Source organism: Acidiferrobacter sp. (assembly GCF_054609335.1).
Genome location: NZ_JBTRWP010000008.1, coordinates 56579 through 71887, shown reverse-complemented (window position 1 = coordinate 71887; position 15309 = coordinate 56579). Strand labels below are relative to the sequence as shown.

19 protein-coding genes and 1 tRNA gene are annotated in these 15309 nt (G+C 62.5%); 2 read left to right on the top strand and 18 right to left on the bottom strand.

The annotated features are described in order from the left end of the window. Window positions 1–23: 23 nt before the first annotated feature. The 18 genes from ACYCTF_RS03550 to ACYCTF_RS03465 all read right to left on the bottom strand — a co-directional run bounded on the left by ACYCTF_RS03550 (window position 24) and on the right by ACYCTF_RS03465 (window position 13160). Window positions 24–99 (bottom strand) — tRNA-Lys (locus tag ACYCTF_RS03550). 37 nt (window positions 100–136) lie between these two features. Continuing rightward, window positions 137–811: a 7-cyano-7-deazaguanine synthase QueC gene (gene queC, locus ACYCTF_RS03545; protein WP_461283428.1), complete on the bottom strand. Its 675-nt coding sequence runs from the start codon at window positions 809–811 to the stop codon at window positions 137–139. Then, the gene (gene queE, locus ACYCTF_RS03540; RefSeq protein ID WP_461283427.1) at window positions 801–1445 is read right to left on the bottom strand and encodes a 7-carboxy-7-deazaguanine synthase QueE; all 645 of its coding nucleotides are present in this window, start codon (window positions 1443–1445) and stop codon (window positions 801–803) included. The genes queC and queE overlap by 11 nt, the downstream gene beginning before the upstream one ends. A 53-nt stretch (window positions 1446–1498) precedes the next feature. Further along, window positions 1499–2365 (bottom strand): tol-pal system protein YbgF, encoded by an 867-nt coding sequence (gene ybgF, locus ACYCTF_RS03535; RefSeq protein ID WP_461283426.1) that lies wholly within the window; start codon window positions 2363–2365, stop codon window positions 1499–1501. Between the two features lie 29 nt (window positions 2366–2394). After that, complete coding sequence (gene pal / locus ACYCTF_RS03530; protein ID WP_461283425.1) at window positions 2395–2937, bottom strand: peptidoglycan-associated lipoprotein Pal; 543 nt, start codon at window positions 2935–2937, stop codon at window positions 2395–2397. A gap of 33 nt (window positions 2938–2970) precedes the next feature. Then, on the bottom strand, window positions 2971–4278 hold the full coding sequence (tolB, locus tag ACYCTF_RS03525) for a Tol-Pal system beta propeller repeat protein TolB (protein ID WP_461283424.1): 1308 nt from the start codon (window positions 4276–4278) through the stop codon (window positions 2971–2973). After that, window positions 4275–5204 carry a cell envelope integrity protein TolA gene (tolA, locus tag ACYCTF_RS03520; protein ID WP_461283423.1) on the bottom strand — a complete coding sequence of 310 codons (930 nt, stop codon included), beginning with the start codon at window positions 5202–5204 and terminating at the stop codon, window positions 4275–4277. Before tolA ends, tolB begins: the two co-directional genes overlap by 4 nt. Before the next feature lie 2 nt (window positions 5205–5206). Then, window positions 5207–5620 (bottom strand): ExbD/TolR family protein, encoded by a 414-nt coding sequence (locus ACYCTF_RS03515; RefSeq protein ID WP_461283422.1) that lies wholly within the window; start codon window positions 5618–5620, stop codon window positions 5207–5209. Next, a complete protein-coding gene (tolQ, locus tag ACYCTF_RS03510; protein WP_461283432.1) occupies window positions 5617–6279 on the bottom strand; it encodes a protein TolQ in 663 nt (220 codons plus the stop codon). The genes ACYCTF_RS03515 and tolQ overlap by 4 nt, the downstream gene beginning before the upstream one ends. A 53-nt stretch (window positions 6280–6332) precedes the next feature. Beyond that, window positions 6333–6764, bottom strand: a complete 432-nt coding sequence (gene ybgC, locus ACYCTF_RS03505; protein ID WP_461283421.1) for a tol-pal system-associated acyl-CoA thioesterase — start codon at window positions 6762–6764, stop codon at window positions 6333–6335. Further along, window positions 6761–7777, bottom strand: coding sequence for a Holliday junction branch migration DNA helicase RuvB (ruvB, locus tag ACYCTF_RS03500; protein WP_461283420.1), 1017 nt, complete (start codon window positions 7775–7777; stop codon window positions 6761–6763). The genes ybgC and ruvB overlap by 4 nt, the downstream gene beginning before the upstream one ends. Continuing rightward, window positions 7774–8343, bottom strand: coding sequence for a Holliday junction branch migration protein RuvA (gene ruvA / locus ACYCTF_RS03495; RefSeq protein WP_461283419.1), 570 nt, complete (start codon window positions 8341–8343; stop codon window positions 7774–7776). The genes ruvB and ruvA overlap by 4 nt, the downstream gene beginning before the upstream one ends. After that, window positions 8340–8840, bottom strand: a complete 501-nt coding sequence (ruvC, locus tag ACYCTF_RS03490; protein WP_461283418.1) for a crossover junction endodeoxyribonuclease RuvC — start codon at window positions 8838–8840, stop codon at window positions 8340–8342. The genes ruvA and ruvC overlap by 4 nt, the downstream gene beginning before the upstream one ends. Before the next feature lie 9 nt (window positions 8841–8849). Continuing rightward, entirely contained in the window at window positions 8850–9581 is a 732-nt protein-coding gene (locus tag ACYCTF_RS03485) for a YebC/PmpR family DNA-binding transcriptional regulator (RefSeq protein ID WP_461283417.1), read from the bottom strand. Window positions 9582–10001: 420 nt separating this feature from the next. Further along, complete coding sequence (gene nudB / locus ACYCTF_RS03480) at window positions 10002–10460, bottom strand: dihydroneopterin triphosphate diphosphatase (protein WP_461283416.1); 459 nt, start codon at window positions 10458–10460, stop codon at window positions 10002–10004. 15 nt (window positions 10461–10475) lie between these two features. Further along, window positions 10476–12245 carry an aspartate--tRNA ligase gene (aspS, locus tag ACYCTF_RS03475; RefSeq protein ID WP_461283415.1) on the bottom strand — a complete coding sequence of 590 codons (1770 nt, stop codon included), beginning with the start codon at window positions 12243–12245 and terminating at the stop codon, window positions 10476–10478. A 6-nt stretch (window positions 12246–12251) separates the two neighbouring features. Further along, window positions 12252–12893: a DUF502 domain-containing protein gene (locus tag ACYCTF_RS03470; protein ID WP_461283414.1), complete on the bottom strand. Its 642-nt coding sequence runs from the start codon at window positions 12891–12893 to the stop codon at window positions 12252–12254. Then, the gene (locus tag ACYCTF_RS03465) at window positions 12894–13160 is read right to left on the bottom strand and encodes an FmdB family zinc ribbon protein (protein ID WP_461283413.1); all 267 of its coding nucleotides are present in this window, start codon (window positions 13158–13160) and stop codon (window positions 12894–12896) included. Window positions 13161–13407: 247 nt separating this feature from the next. Between ACYCTF_RS03465 and ACYCTF_RS03460 the strand changes: the two genes are divergently transcribed. Together ACYCTF_RS03460 and ACYCTF_RS03455 are read left to right on the top strand one after the other, a co-directional pair. After that, complete coding sequence (locus ACYCTF_RS03460; RefSeq protein ID WP_461284557.1) at window positions 13408–13698, top strand: HU family DNA-binding protein; 291 nt, start codon at window positions 13408–13410, stop codon at window positions 13696–13698. A gap of 675 nt (window positions 13699–14373) precedes the next feature. Then, the gene (locus tag ACYCTF_RS03455; RefSeq protein WP_461283411.1) at window positions 14374–15291 is read left to right on the top strand and encodes a fructosamine kinase family protein; all 918 of its coding nucleotides are present in this window, start codon (window positions 14374–14376) and stop codon (window positions 15289–15291) included. Window positions 15292–15309 lie beyond the last annotated feature (18 nt).

Here is a 15309-nt window from a genome sequence, read left to right as displayed (position 1 = left end):
GTGTCGTAAGTCTTTGTTTTATATGGTGGGCCGTGCTGGGTTCGAACCAGCGACCACCTGATTAAAAGTCAGATGCTCTACCGACTGAGCTAACGGCCCCAAAAGCCGGTCATTATTGTGATTGCCGGGGGCCCTGTCAAATAAGCGCCGGGTCCGCGACACCGGCATCGGCAAATCCCTTCGCCCGCAGCCTACAGGCGTCGCATGTCCGGCACGGGCGGCCAGCCTCATTCGGAGCATAACAGGAAAGCGTCAGACCGTAATCGACCCCAAGCTCCATGCCGGCCTTGATGATCTCGGCCTTGGTGAGGTGCAACAAGGGGGCGTGGACGTGAAATCGCGCCCCCTCAACCCCCGCCTTGGTCGCAAGATTGGCGAGATTCTCAAAAGCCGCCAAGTATTCGGGGCGACAATCCGGGTAGCCGGAATAATCGATCGCATTTACACCGATAAAAAGATCCTGCGTGCCGAGCACCTCGGCCCACCCAAGGGCCACGGCCAAAAACACGGTATTGCGTGCCGGTACATAGGTGATGGGAATACCCGTCGTAGGCGCTTGCGGGACCGACAAGGCGAGATCGGTAAGGGCCGAGCCACCGATAAAGCCCATGCCAAGCGCCGCCACGCGGTGCTCGTGGGCACCACCAGCTCGCGCCACGGCGGCGGCTGCCTCGAGTTCTTTCTTGTGCCGCTGCCCATAATCGAACGACAGGGCATAACACCGGAATCCCGCCTTGCGCGCCATGGCTAGGGTTGTTGCCGAATCCAGTCCCCCGGACAATAAAACCACCGCAGTCTTGTCAACGGCCACGGGCATCCCCCCACAGGACCTTATGTAACTGGATCTGAAAGCGCACAGGAAGCCTGTCGCGCAATACCCAATCGGCGAGGGTTCGCGCCTCTAGGCCCTCGTGGACCGGCGAAAACAGGACGTCACACCGAGCGGCCAGGTCGTATTTTTCGACCGCCTCGCGCGCCCATTCGTAGTCCCCGACACTGGTAATCACGAACTTCACCTGGTCCCCGCGCCGCAGTCGATCCAGATTTGTGTTGAGATTGCGAGACGATTCACCAGACCCGGGCGTCTTCAGGTCCAGCACCACGCTCACACGCGGATCGACCCCCTCGGTCGAAAGTGCCCCGCTCGTCTCGAGCGAGACCTCGTAGCCACGATCGCAGAGCGCCTGGAGAAGCGGCAAGACGGCGGGCTGCGCCAAGGGCTCGCCACCTGTGACCGTAACGAAACGCGGTGAGTAGGCACCCACTTTATCGAGAATCGTATCGCACGCCATGCGCTCACCGCCCTGAAAAGCATAAGCGGTATCACAGTAACGACAACGCAACGGGCAACCGGTAAGGCGCACGAACACGGTGGGCCAACCCACTGTGCGCGTCTCGCCTTGCAGGGAATAGAATATTTCGGTAATGCGAAGCTCGTACCGCATGGCCTATTTTACCGCGGGGCCGCCGCCGACGCGACGACCCGTGAGGGCAACCCTTAGTGCACCTTCCCAGGAGCCCCGAGATTCGTCAGGGAGTTGCGTGCGACCTGTGCTGCCATCGTCCCCGGATACCGGGCGATGAGCCCCTTCCAGGTGGTCCGCGCCTTGTTCGGGTGCCCTTGCCATTTCGCGATATAGCCCATCTTCAAAAGGGCGTTTGGCACTCTCTTGCTCTGCGGGTACCCATCCACGAGCGCCTTGAAGGCCTGCTCAGCACTCGGATAGTCACGCTCCACATAATCGGTCTCAGCCACCCAGTACTGGGCCCTGGCTGCCCGCTTATCGTGGGGGTGCGCCTGCAAGAAGGCCTGGAAGGCCGCCACCGCGTGCCGGTAGCGCCCGGCCCGCAGGAGGTTGAAGGCCTTGTCGTACATCTTTTGAGCGCCGTTGTGTCCTGCGTTTGATGTCGATCCGGCACTCGCACTGGTCCCCGACGCGCCCGCAGATGGGCTCCCGGACGCCGAGGGCATCACGACCGTAGGCCCAGACGTGTCAGGCGGAATCACGGTCACACCCGAACCGGAGGGCCCAGCGGTGTTACCGGCGGCGTCCGGCGGGCTTTGCGGCGCCGTCCCAGCGGCGGCGCCCGCCCCGCGCGCATGGCGCAACTGCTGGTCGAAATCCGCGAAAAACGCCTGCTGCTGCTTGCGTAGACGACTGATCTTATGATTCTCAATCTCGACTTGGTTCTCGAGGCTGCGGAGTTGCTCGCGGATTGCGCGCAGCGTCTCCATAAGGCTCAAAAGGCCTGCGCGCGAAGACGGGTTGGCCCCGTCGGTAGGAATGGAGATGATGGGCGGCTCGCGATCACGAGCAATGGCGGGGACCGTCACGATCCCCGCCACCACCAGCGCTGTCCCCAAAAAAACCCTGGACCGCGCGCCCATGAGCCTTACTTGCTGGCGAAGTACTTGTAGTTGAAATAGACGCGGCGATTCTTGGCCCACGCCGTCCGATCATGACCCATGGCCAACGGCCGTGACTTACCGAACGAGATGGTCGCAAGCTGGCTGCCCGAAACGCCCAAAACCTCCAGCATATGCTTCACTGCATCGGCGCGACGCCAGCCAAGCGCCATGTTGTACTGCGCCGTGCCCCGCTCGTCGGTATTGCCTTCCAGGCGAACATGGACGTTCGGATGGGCTTCGAGGTAGCTTGCGTTCTTCTTGACGATTTTGCGATTGTCACCGCTGATCGTCGCGCTATTCGTGCGGAAATGCACCATATGCGAGAAACTGCTCAAAGACGAGCCGCTGTTGGCGCCGCCCATCCCTGCTCCCTGCATGTTACCATTCTGTCCCGCACCGCTTGCCTGCGTGCTCATACCGCGCGACGCCGTCCCTGACGCCCCGTGTGGTTTTACCGCCTTATTGCCCGCGCAACCCGCCAGAGCGGCGAGCCCGACTACCACGAGCATGCCTTTATTCATTTTCATTGCACCACTCCTTCCTTCAACCATTGATTGTCATTACGGGTGACGAAACGGCGACCAAGCAGGATCAGTAACATCCCCCCCCCTCAACCCCAGTATACGATGACCACGGCCGTTTAGCGAAACCGTTGCCAGAACCCTGTGACCCGCCACCACCGTGCTATACAAAACTTCCTGCCCGTTTGGCGCAAACGTCGGGGATTCATCAAGGCTTGTGGCAGTCAGAAGCTCCAAGGTTGAGTCCGCCAGCTCAAACACTGCTGCATGATACTGGCCCGCGCGGCGACTTACCAGCGTCAGCCATTTGCCATTCGGGGAAAACGAGGCGTCGGCATTGTAGCGACCACTAAAGGTCAGACGCTCTTTGTCGCCCCCATCGGAAGTCATCTCATAGATCTGGGGACCCCCGCTGCGGTTCGACGTAAAGACGATGTGACCGCCACCGGGAGACCAAGAGGGCTCGGTGTTGATGTTCGGTCCAAAGGTCAACTGCCGCAAGTGTCCAGTCGCCACGTTCATTACATAGATCTCAGGATAACCGCTCTTCGAAAGGCAAAGCGCCAGATGCGTGCCGTCCGGGGAAAACGCAGGGGCACCATTTAGGCCATGGAAAGCCGCTACCCGCCGGATCTGCCCGGTCGCCACGTCTTGGATATACACCGCAGGCCACCCTGTCGCAAACGACACATACGTCAAGCGGTGTCCATGAGGCGACCAACGGGGCGACATGATCGGTTCACGCGAACGCAGAATGACGTGCCGGCCATACCCCTCGGCATCAGCCACTTCGAGCTTATATAAATAGTGGCCGGGGGCGCCTACGGGATACATCCGGACGAAGGCAATGCGGGTATTGAACACCCCGCGCACGCCGGTCCAATGCTGATAGACGATGTTAGCGATCGTATTGCCCACGGCGCGTAGCTGCGCTGGGGATACGACGTACCGCAAGGCCTGCAATTGTGTCCCACCGTTGACGTCGTAGAGCCGAAAACCCACGTCGACCCGCCCGCCTGGCTGCCTCTGCATGTGCCCGATCAGAAGGCCGCCCACCTTCAAGAGGCGCCAGTCATTGAAATGGCCTTCCACCTCGCGGTCGTGGTGGGGTTGCGCAAGATAATCATGGCTCGGCAGGACCTTGAACCACCCGCTCCCCTCGAGATCTTTGCGGACCACCGCCGAGGGCCAGACATCCTCGGGCCAGCCCTGCTGGCCCCCGAATGGGACAATGGCGATCGGGAATTTCTGGCCATAGCCGTGATTGATATGAATGGTAACTGCCCACACCGGTAGGGCCGACAAGACAATCAACAAGGCCGCGAGGCGCGATCCAAAACGGTTCATGGCGAGGTTCCTTTAGGCGCCGCAAAGACAAACGTCAATGGGTTCAAATAGCGAAACCGGCGCGCCGAGCGCGGGACCGGCAAGGGCGTAGCGTTATAGATCGCTGTGATAACCGAACGATCGAAGACCGGGTTGCCACTACTGCGCACAATACGGGCGCTCAGGACCTGACCGCCCGCTATGAGATGCACCAACACAGTGCAGCGCAAGCCTTTCGCTCCGGGGACCGCAACCCAAGCGGCGCTCACGCGCGCCTCAATCAAGGCCTTGTAGCGATCGACGATTCCGCGTGCCGCTATGGCCGCCGCCCGAGCCGCCGCTTGGCGCGCGGCCGCCCTCTGCTGGGCACGCGCCGCCGCCTGCGCCACCTCGCGATTCAATCGCGCACGGGCAAGGGCAGCAGCGGCCTGCTCTTCGACCTTCAAATGGGCCTGGGCGCGAGCCCGCGCCTGCGCCCTGGCAAGCGCCTGCGCTCGAGCAACGGCCGTCGCCAAGGCCTTGGCCTTTGCTTGCGCCAGGGCCTTTGCCTGCGCTAAAGCTCGCGCCTTGGCCTGAGCTTGTGCCTTGGCTAAAGCCTGCGCCTTGGCCTCAGCTTGTGCCTTGGCGCGGGCCTGTTCTAGCGCCTTTTGGCGGGCGCGGGCTTCAGCGCGCTGCGCCACAGACGGCCCCGGGACGGGCGTCGGACGCACCGCCGGGGGCATGGGGACCTTGTGGGGCCGCGGCGCAGGCGCCATCGGACGGGGCGCGGGCGGCGCGCCGACCATGAAGGCGTGGATCACATGAGGACCCGCCTTCACGACGTAAGATGTATCGAGTTCGCTGAAACGAAAACTCACTGCCAGGAACGCAAGCACCGCGAGATGCACAAGTACCGCGTAGACCGCCGCGCGCGCACGTCCTGGCACCTCCCGAGCGCGGATGTCCATAGTTAGTGTCCGCGGGTCTTGGTCATAAGGCCCACGCTCGGGGCGCCGGCCCGTTGCAAGAGCACCATGGCCGCCACGACATCCTGGTAGGGCACAGCGCGATCACCGCGAATCAGAATCGGCGTATGGGGGCGCAACCGCAAAAGGCCCCGGGTGCGCCTTTCCAAGGCGGCGGGCGTCACGGGGTGGCCATCCAAAAAGTACCGTCCCGCGGCATCGACGGTCACGATCAATACCGCCCGGTGGGGGCTGGGTATGGAACGTGCCGCCGCCTGCGGGAGCTTCACCTTGACGCCGCGCTTCAAGACCGGGGCCGTGACGACGAAAATGATGAGCAAGACGAGCATGACATCGACATAGGGGACGATGTTGATCTGGCTCATGAGCCGCGTGCGTGGACGGCGATGGTATTTCATGCCGGAGCCTTGGCAACGTACGCTTGACGCTGCAGCACGCTCGAGAACTCCTCCAGAAAGATTTCATAACGGGAGGCCAGCCGATCGGTGTCATCGGCATAGCGGTTGTAGGCGATGACTGCGGGAATGGCCGCGAAAAGCCCCATGGCGGTGGCAACCAGGGCCTCCGAAATCCCGGGCGCGACGTGCGCCAGAGTCGCCTGCTGCATGTTACCAAAGGATTGGAATGCCGACATGATGCCCCACACCGTCCCAAAGAGACCGATATAGGGGCTCGTCGAGCCCACCGTGGCGAGAAACGAGAGATTGGTGCCGAGGTAATCGATCTCGCGAGTCAAAGCTACGCGCATGGCCCTCTGGACGCCCTCGAGGATGTCCATGGGCGCTATGCCCTTCTGCTTTTCGAGGCGCGTGTACTCCCGGAAACCCGCCACGAAAACGCTCGCGGTCCCGGCGAGCTTATCCTCGTTGCGCGTGAGCTCCGCGTACATATGATTGACGTTCGCGCCACGCCAGAAAGTATCTTCGAAACGCTCAGCCTCCCGATAGGCCTTCTTCAAAATGAACCATTTCCGGAAGATCATCGTCCATGAGACGATCGATACGACCAACAGGATCAACATCATGAGCTGTACGACTAGGCTCGCGTGGTCCACCATGGACCAGAGGGTAATCCCCTGATGGGAAGCGGCGACTCTCAAGACACTCTCCTTTACGAGGCGGATACTTCCGCCAAAACCTTCATCAATTCCCGAGGCAGCCTTCGCGGCGCGAAGGTCTCGGAGTCCACGCACACCACATCGATCTTGCCCGTGCACACACACTCCGCCTGGCGCCAGCAGTCCTGCTGGAACGTGAGGCTCGCCCCACGAATCGACAGCGGATCGGCAGTGACACGCAAGACGTCGTCGAGACGCGCCGGCACGCGAAACTCCAGCGCGACCGAGCGCACCGCGAATAAGACCCCCATTTTCAGCGCCAGTTCATGCGGTCCGCCGAGCCGGGCGCGTAACCATTCGTTGCGCGCGCGCTCCATGAAGCGGAGATAATTCGCGTAGTACACGACCCCCGCGGCGTCGGTGTCGCCGTAATAGACCCGAACCTCGATCGCAAAACCTGCGGGCGGCGACCCCGCGGCGCTCATGGGCCGCCCCCGCCGGGCGCGGCAAGTCCGAAGAGATGGAAGGTGCGGGGCGTGGCCATGCGACCCCGCGGCGTCCGCATGAGATACCCCTCCTGAATCAGAAAGGGCTCGACGACGTCCTCAATCGTGCCACGTTCCTCGCCTATGGCCGCGGCCAGATTGTCGACGCCCACGGGGCCCCCCTGAAAAGTATCCGTCACCGCCCATAAGAGTCGGCGATCGAGACTGTCCAAACCCCGGTTATCGATATCGAGCATCTTCAGAGCTTCGCGCGCGACGGTCTCGGTAAGCACACCGTCACCGCGCACCTGCGCAAAGTCGCGGGCGCGCTTCAGAAGTCTGTTGGCAATGCGTGGGGTCCCACGCGCGCACGAGGCCAAGGCCCGGACCCCAGCCTCCTCGGTACCCAGTCCAAGCAGGCCCGCGGAACGCGCCACAATACGCGAGAGATCCTCGGCATCATAGAATTCCAAGCGCTCGACGATACCGAAACGGTCACGCAGGGGTGAGGTGAGGAGTCCCGCGCGCGTGGTGGCCCCGATCAACGTGAAAGGCGGTAGACTCAGTTTGATAGACCGCGCCGCCGGCCCCTCGCCGATCAGAATATCGATCTCGAAATCCTCCATGGCCGGATACAAAATCTCTTCGACTACCGGGCTCAATCGATGAATCTCGTCGATAAAGAGAACGTCATGGGCCTTCAAGTTGGTCAACAAAGCCGCGAGATCCCCAGCCCGCTCGAGCACGGGTCCCGAGGTCTGGCGCAAGGACGCCCCCATTTCGGCGGCAATGATATGGGCGAGCGTGGTCTTGCCTAGACCCGGAGGGCCGAAGAGCAGGACGTGGTCGAGCGATTCGCGACGACCCCGGGCGGCTTCGAGAAAGATCTCGAGCTTTTCCCGCAGCCGCGGCTGGCCGATGTAGTCCGCGAGCCGTTGCGGGCGCAAGCTCACTTCCTGGGCGCGCTCCTCCGCGGACCCTTCAAGCGAAGTCAGCCGTTCGGTTTCGATCATCGAACCATTCCCTTGAGCGCCTCGCGAATCAACGCCTCACCAGTGCCGGCGGCACCCACGGCCTTCTCGGCCCGCTCGACGGCCGCTTGCGCCTCGCGCTCATTGTAACCGAGCGCCTGCAAGGCACTCATGGCCTCGTCTCGTCGACTCGGCGCCGTTCGTCCGGTCGCCGGCACTTTGCCGCTCAGCTCCACAAGCAGGCGCTCGGCGGTTTTGCGACCGATACCCGGCACCCTTGTCAGTCGTGCCACACTGCCTTCGTGCACGCACGCCGCCAACTCCGCGTCGCTCAAGCCCGACAAGAGTGCCAAGGCGACGCGCGGACCCACGCCATTGACCTTCAGGAGAAGCCGAAACCAGGCGCGGCGCTCAGCGGTCAGGAAGCCATAGAGAAGATGCGCATCCTCGCGGACCACGAGGTGGGTGTACAACACGACCTCGCCCGATACCGGCAGATCCGCAAAGGTCGAGAGCGGCAGATCGACCTCATAGGCCACTCCCTGGACCTCGAAAAGGACCTGGGGAGGACTACGCTCAATGACTATGCCCCGCAATCGGCCGATCATCGCGACAGCGCCCGCGCACGTGAAGCAAGACCCTGGCTCGCATGGAGGTGACAAAGGGCGCAGGCCAAAGCATCGGCTGCATCGGCCGATGGACGCGCGGACAAGCCCAACAGCGCGCGCATCATGTGCTGCACTTGGTCTTTCCCGGCGTGGCCTACACCCACGGTGGCCTTTTTGATCTGCAGGGCTGTGTACTCATGGACCGGAAGACCGGCCCCCGCCAAGGCCACCAGCACCGCCCCGCGCGCCTGCCCAAGCTTCAGGGCACTATCGGGGTTGCGCGCGAAAAACACCCTCTCGACCGCACAGACATCGGGCTTGTAGCGCTCGATCACCTCGGCAAGACCCGCAAAAATCCGGTGCAGACGCTCAGCGACAGTGCCGGACAAGGACACCACCACACCGCACGCCACATAGACCGGCCGCCCTCTCTGATCATCGAGTATACCGAATCCCGTGCGCCGCGACCCCGGGTCTACGCCCAAGACCCGCATCATACGCGCCCTCTAGGTCGATTCCTCCACGAAGACGGCGTTTGTGTAGACCGTTTGGACATCATCGAGGTCCTCCAACGCCTCCAGAAGTTTCATGACCCGTTCCGCGTCCTCGCCCGCAAGCGCCACGTCGGTCAAGGGCCGAATGACTGTTTCCGCCGACGAGGGCGTAAAGCCCCGGCCCATGAGCCCCTCGCGAACGCTCTGCATCTTCTCAGGCGCCGTCAGGACCTCGATCCCCTCGTCCGGCACCGCGGCGATGTCGTCCGCCCCTGATTCCAGGGCGGCCTCCAATAACGCGTCCTCGTCCCCATCCGGAAAAACCAGCACGCCTCGCTTTTCGAACAGATAGGCCACCGACCCCTCGGTTCCCAGATTGCCGCCATGCTTACTGAAGGCATGGCGCACCTCGCCTGCGGTACGATTGCGATTATCGGTCGTGCAGGCCACGAGCACCGCAGCGCCCGAAGGCCCGTAACCCTCGTACTGGATCTCCTCGTAATGCGCGCCTTCCAATTCCCCCGTGCCACGCTTTATCGCCCGCTCAATGTTGTCCTTGGGCATGTTTTGCGCAAGCGCGCGGTCGATCGCAAGCCGCAGGCGCGGGTTATGGGACACATCGCCGCCCCCGACCCGCGCGGCGATTGTGATCTCGCGGATCAACTTCGTGAAAACCTTACCGCGTTTGGCGTCCTGGACGCCCTTGCGAAACCGAATATTGGCCCATTTACTATGGCCGGCCATACACTGATCCTCTCAATCCCGAAAACGCCCCGGCGCTATATACGCGCATATCGCACGCGACCGCGTGGCTCACGACGAGACCCGCGTGCGACACCGGCAACGCTACCGCATCGCGCACGCCCCGTAAACGGGTCTCGATCCCCCCAAGGACGCCTTTGTACGCGCCCCCTTCAACCAATAGCCTGCTAGCTTGGCACCGCTCACACTATCAGGCCTGGACCGCATGGAAGCGCGCATTTCGGATAAAAAGCGGCGCCACCACCCCCAAACAGAGGGCGCCGGAGGGCGCACTGGTGGAGGCATCACGCAGGGCAGCTCGCGCGCGTCATACGGGTCCTGGCGCGGCGGCCGGCCGCGAGGGAAAAAACGTGCAGGCCGCCACGGGCGCCGCCCAAACCATAGGCGCGGACGACTGCGATGTCACGGCGACAGGAATCCCCGTTCACGGCCGAGGGTTTCGAGCGCCCAGCGATTGCTAGGGGAGGTGACGCGCGCCACGGCCAAGGGCCACGCCAACCACTCATACTCCTCATGCTCGGCCGGATGCAGCGTCACGCCCACTCGGTCCGGCAATTCCAGCGAAAAGACGTGCTCGGTATTATGCAGCGTACCCGGACCGTAGCGGTGCCGCCACTGCGGATAGATCTCATAGCTGTGGCTTACCGCCCAATCGCGCCAACCCCGGTCGGCCGCAATCCCGGTCTCTTCCCACACCTCGCGGCGGGCGGTTGCGAACTTATCGCTCTCCGCCCACTCAAGGCTGCCCGTCACCGACTGCCAGAACGCCACGTGATCGGCCCGCCGCAGCACCAACGCCTCACCCGGCGTGGTGAAGATCACCACCAGCACCGACTCCGGGCGCTTGAAAGACGGCGACATGCCGGCGGTCACGACTTAGACCTTGGGGGCGGTACTCTGGAGCGCCAAATCCGCAAGCTGTTGGGCGGAAACCGTCGACGGGGCCTCCGTGAGAGGGCAGGTCGCCTTCTGTGTCTTGGGAAAGGCAATCACGTCACGGATGGACTCGGTGCCCGCCAATAGGGCGCTCAGGCGGTCGACCCCGAAGGCGAGCCCACCGTGGGGGGGAGCACCAAAACGCAGGGCGTCGAGCAAGAAACCGAACTTCTCACGCGCCGTGGCCTCGTCTATCCCAAGCACCCCGAACATCTGTTCCTGCAGCCTTTGTTCATGAATACGGATCGAGCCGCCACCCACCTCCGTACCGTTCAACACGATATCGTAGGCCCGCGCGCGCACGCGCCCAGGGTCGCTCGTGAGATACGCGGCGTCCTCGGGTTTCGGGGCCGTGAAGGGATGGTGCACCGCCTGAAACCGCCCATGTGCCTCGTCGTATTCAAGGAGCGGGAAGTCGACCACCCAGAGGAGGCGCCAGCCTTCGGCCACGAGACCCCGGTCGGTCCCCAAGCGTAGCCGCAAGGCGCCCATGGCCTCATTCACCACGCGCGCGCTGTCGGCCCCAAAAAAGAGCAGGTCCCCGGCCACGGCCCCCGTGCGCGCGAGAATTTCCCGCACCACGGCGCCGTCCAGAAACTTCAGAATCGGGGACTGCAGCCCGTTTTCGCTGATCGGGTCGTTCACCTTGATATAGGCAAGTCCCTTGGCACCGAACCCCGCCACAAAGGCCGCGTAATCATCCAAGGCCTTACGCGAGAGATCCGCGCCGCCCGGCACCCGCATCACTACCACGCGCGCGGCCGGATCGGCGGCGGCGGCGGCAAACACCTTAAACTCCACATGACGCACGAGGTCCGCTATGTCCACGAACTCAAGGGGGTTGCGCAGATCCGGCTTGTCGCTTCCAAAACGGCGCATCGCCTCGGCGTACGAAAGCCTCGGCAGCGGGGTCGCAATGTCCACACCGATGGCCTCACGGAACACCGTCTTCACAAGCCCCTCCATGAGCCCCAGAATCCCCTCCTCATCAAGGAACGAGGTCTCGATATCGAGCTGGGTGAATTCGGGCTGGCGGTCGGCGCGCAAGTCTTCGTCGCGGAAACAGCGGGTCACTTGGTAGTAGCGCTCGAAACCTGCCACCATGAGGATCTGCTTGAACAGCTGCGGTGACTGCGGCAAGGCGAAGAACTGCCCAGGATGAGTGCGGCTTGGCACGAGATAATCGCGCGCACCCTCCGGCGTCGAGCGGGTCAACATCGGAGTCTCGATCTCGATGAAGTCCTGGTCCTCGAGAAAGCGACGCGCCGCGCGGATCATGCGGTGGCGCAGCTGCAGATTCTGACGCATCACCGCGCGCCGCAGGTCGAGATAGCGGTACTTGAGGCGCACGGCCTCGCTAATCTCTGGCTCATCCAGGGGAAACGGCAAGGTATCGGAGGTATTGAGGATCGTAAGCCCCGTCGCATCGATCTCGAACTCGCCTGTGGCGAGGTCAGAGTTTTCGGTTCCGGGGGGGCGCCTGCGTAGCGTGCCCTCGACCTCCACCACGTATTCGCTGCGTATGTCCTCAGCGCGCGCGAAGATCTCCGGCCGAACGGGGTCGAAGACCACCTGAACGAGGCCGCCGCGATCACGCAGATCCACAAACAGGATGCCGCCGTGATCACGCCTGCGCTGCGTCCAGCCACAGACCACCACCGCCGCGCCGGCTCCGAGCGCGGGCAATTCTCGACTCAAGTGTGTACGCATAAGACCCTAGGCCGTGGCCCTCTTGGACGCCGGGGCGGCGCCCTTCCTCGGTAGGCCGGGGACGACCATACCCATCGAAAGGATCATGCGCAAGCCCTCATCCACGCTCATCTGCAATTCCACGACATCCTTTCTCGGGACCATGAGAAAGAAGCCCGAGGTCGGGTTGGGCGTGGCCGGGACGAAGATGCTCACAAGCTCGGTCCCGATGGCGTTAGCCGCTTCCGGCAGACCCTCCCCGGTCAGGAACGCGAGCGTCCAGCACCCCGGGTGCGGGTAGGGCACGAGCACGACCGTGCGAAACGAATTGCCTGCCCCCGACATGAGCGACTCTAGCAACTGCTTCACGCCCGAATACAAGGACCGCACGAGCGGAATCCGTGCAAGCAGCGCCTCGCCCACTCCGAGCAGACGCTGACCCACGAGATTGGCGGCCACGACCCCAGTGGCGAGCACCGTGATAAACACGAGGGCCACCCCGAGCCCCGGGATGTCGTGCCCCAGCCAATGGTTTGGCTGGGCCTCCTCGGGCAAGATCTGCAGCAGACGGTCGGCAAAGTCGACGAGCGACTCGATGACGAGGAACGTCACGCCAAGCGGCACCCAGACCAATAGGCCCGCCGTCAGGTACCGCCGGACCCGCCCCATTTAATGGCAGCCGCAGCCGCCCCCGCCGCAGGCCGTGGCGCCCGCCGAGGCGGTGCCTTCGTCCTTGGCCTTATCCTCCCCCTTGCCCTTGCCGCGAAAATCAGTTGCGTACCAGCCCGAGCCCTTCAACTGAAATCCCGGCGCAGAGAGGCATTTCTTTAGGGCCGGCTTATGGCACGTGGGGCATTCGGTCGCTACCTCGCCTATCTTTTGCATCATCTCGGCGTGCTTGCCGCAGGCGTCACAAACGTACTCGTAGATGGGCATAAAACCTCGCGAATCAGTCAATCCGATACCCCTGAAATGGGGTCGATCGGCGGAAAATGCAACAGGGAGAGTATAGCGAAAAACGCCCAGGCCAGCACATGGGGCCGTCGTAAACCGCGAAAAACTCGGAAAACGGCTTTCCCTCGCGTTTTTTTATGCTAAGTTAACTGCGTTGTTCCCAACCTCAAATAGGATACCCATGGCAACGAAAAACAAGGTCCCAAGCAAAAAAGCGGCAAAGAAACCGATGTCGAAGTCGGAGCTCTTGTCTCACTTGGCGGACAAGACGAACCTGAAGCGCAAAGAAGTCGGCGCTGTTTTCGACGAACTACTCACCGTCATCAAACGCGATATCAAAGGGGGCCCTGGGGTATTCAACTTGGCAGGCCTCATGAAGATCAAAGTGGTCCGCAAGCCGGCCACCCGCGCCCGGAAAGGGGTCAATCCCTTCACCAAGGAAGAGATGGTGTTCAAGGCCAAGCCTGCGCGCAACGTGATCAAGATCCAGCCACTGAAGACCCTGAAGGGGATTTTCTAAAACCCTCCGATCACGCCGACGGGCGGCCCGCGTGCCGCCCGTCCATTAAATCGCCCTGCCTTTGCTGCACACCCTCGTACCGCATCCCATCCCGCGCGCGTGGTCGGCCTCTCGTGCCGCAAGCGGCGCGTGCGCGTACTGCGACCGTATGGGTCGCGACCGGTTGATGCCACCCCTCCAGCACGAGACCAAATACCGTCACTGCGCGCGACACCGTAGAGTTCGCGACACAAAGCGCACGGCGGCGCTTAGATCCTTCCAAGAGCGCGGATGACCATTACGGTTCAAAAGGACCACCCCCTTAGCTCGTTCCCTGCGGCTCGACCAACATGCGGTACCGGATCCCGCCGCGTTGCCGCACAGGCACCAAGCGGACGGTTATCGAGATTTTGCTCTTCCCAAGCCACATGAAATCGGGGTGCGGTGTGGTTAGCATCACGACGAAACACCTCTCCTCACCTGTTAGGGGACGCCAAAAGACTGTTTCTGCCACACAAACCGTACATTTTCCATGCTCAACTACGACTTCCTCGAGGCGAACTGCCAACACCGATGGCTTGGTATACGGAATCCTAGGGCTTGGTATAATCCGTCAGCAGGCGCGTAACAGCTGCGCCGGTGCGTGCCATACGGAGGTGGGGCTTGGCGGTTGAATATCAAGCGCGAGGAAGTAGGATGGGACCGAAAGGCGAAGAGCAGGGAACGAGGGTGGCGAGTTGGGATGTTGTAGCCCAACAAATATCACAAGTGACAGGCAAGCCTTTCATGGCCCGCACCGTCCGTGATGCTCGGGTTTCGGCCTTGAATCGTACGACCATGCTGAGCGATGACAGCGAATCCTATTTCATCAAGCACAACGACCCCGACTTCATCGAGATGTTCAGGGCCGAGGCCTTAGGGTTGCATGAGATCGCCAACACACTCACCGTCCACGTCGCCCGGCCGGTGTGCTGGGGCGCCACGGATGAGATGTCCTACCTAGTCCTAAGGCACCTTGAGCTCTCCCCGCGGACGACCGCGGACGACATCGAGCTCGGCCGCACCCTCGCCGCCCTGCACGCCCGCCATTCCCCCTACTTTGGCTGGTATCGGGACAACAGCATCGGCACGAACCCGCAGATCAATACCCCTCATGCGGACTGGACGGCGTTTTTTCGGGAACGCCGCCTGCTCTTCCAGCTCGACCTGGCCGCGCGCAACGGTCATGACGGCGCTTTGCAGGAGCAAGGCCATGAACTGGCGGACAGGATTCCGGATCTCCTCGCGGGCCACAAGCCGACGCCCAGTCTCCTTCATGGGGATCTCTGGGCGGGAAATTGCGCCGCAAGCGGGCAGCGCCCTATCCTCTTCGATCCGGCGGTGTATTATGGAGACAGGGAGGCCGATCTTGCGATGACGGAACTCTTTGGTGGGTTCTCCCAGGCGTTCTACGCGGCGTACGAGGAGGCCGCGCCGCTCGAGACCGGGTATCACGTGCGGAAAACGCTTTACAATCTGTACCATGTACTAAATCACCTGAACCTCGCAGGCGAGAGCTATCTCGGCCGGGCGCAACGCATGATGGCGCAGCTCTTGGCCGAGGTTGGGCATTAAACCAACCGCCCGCCGTCA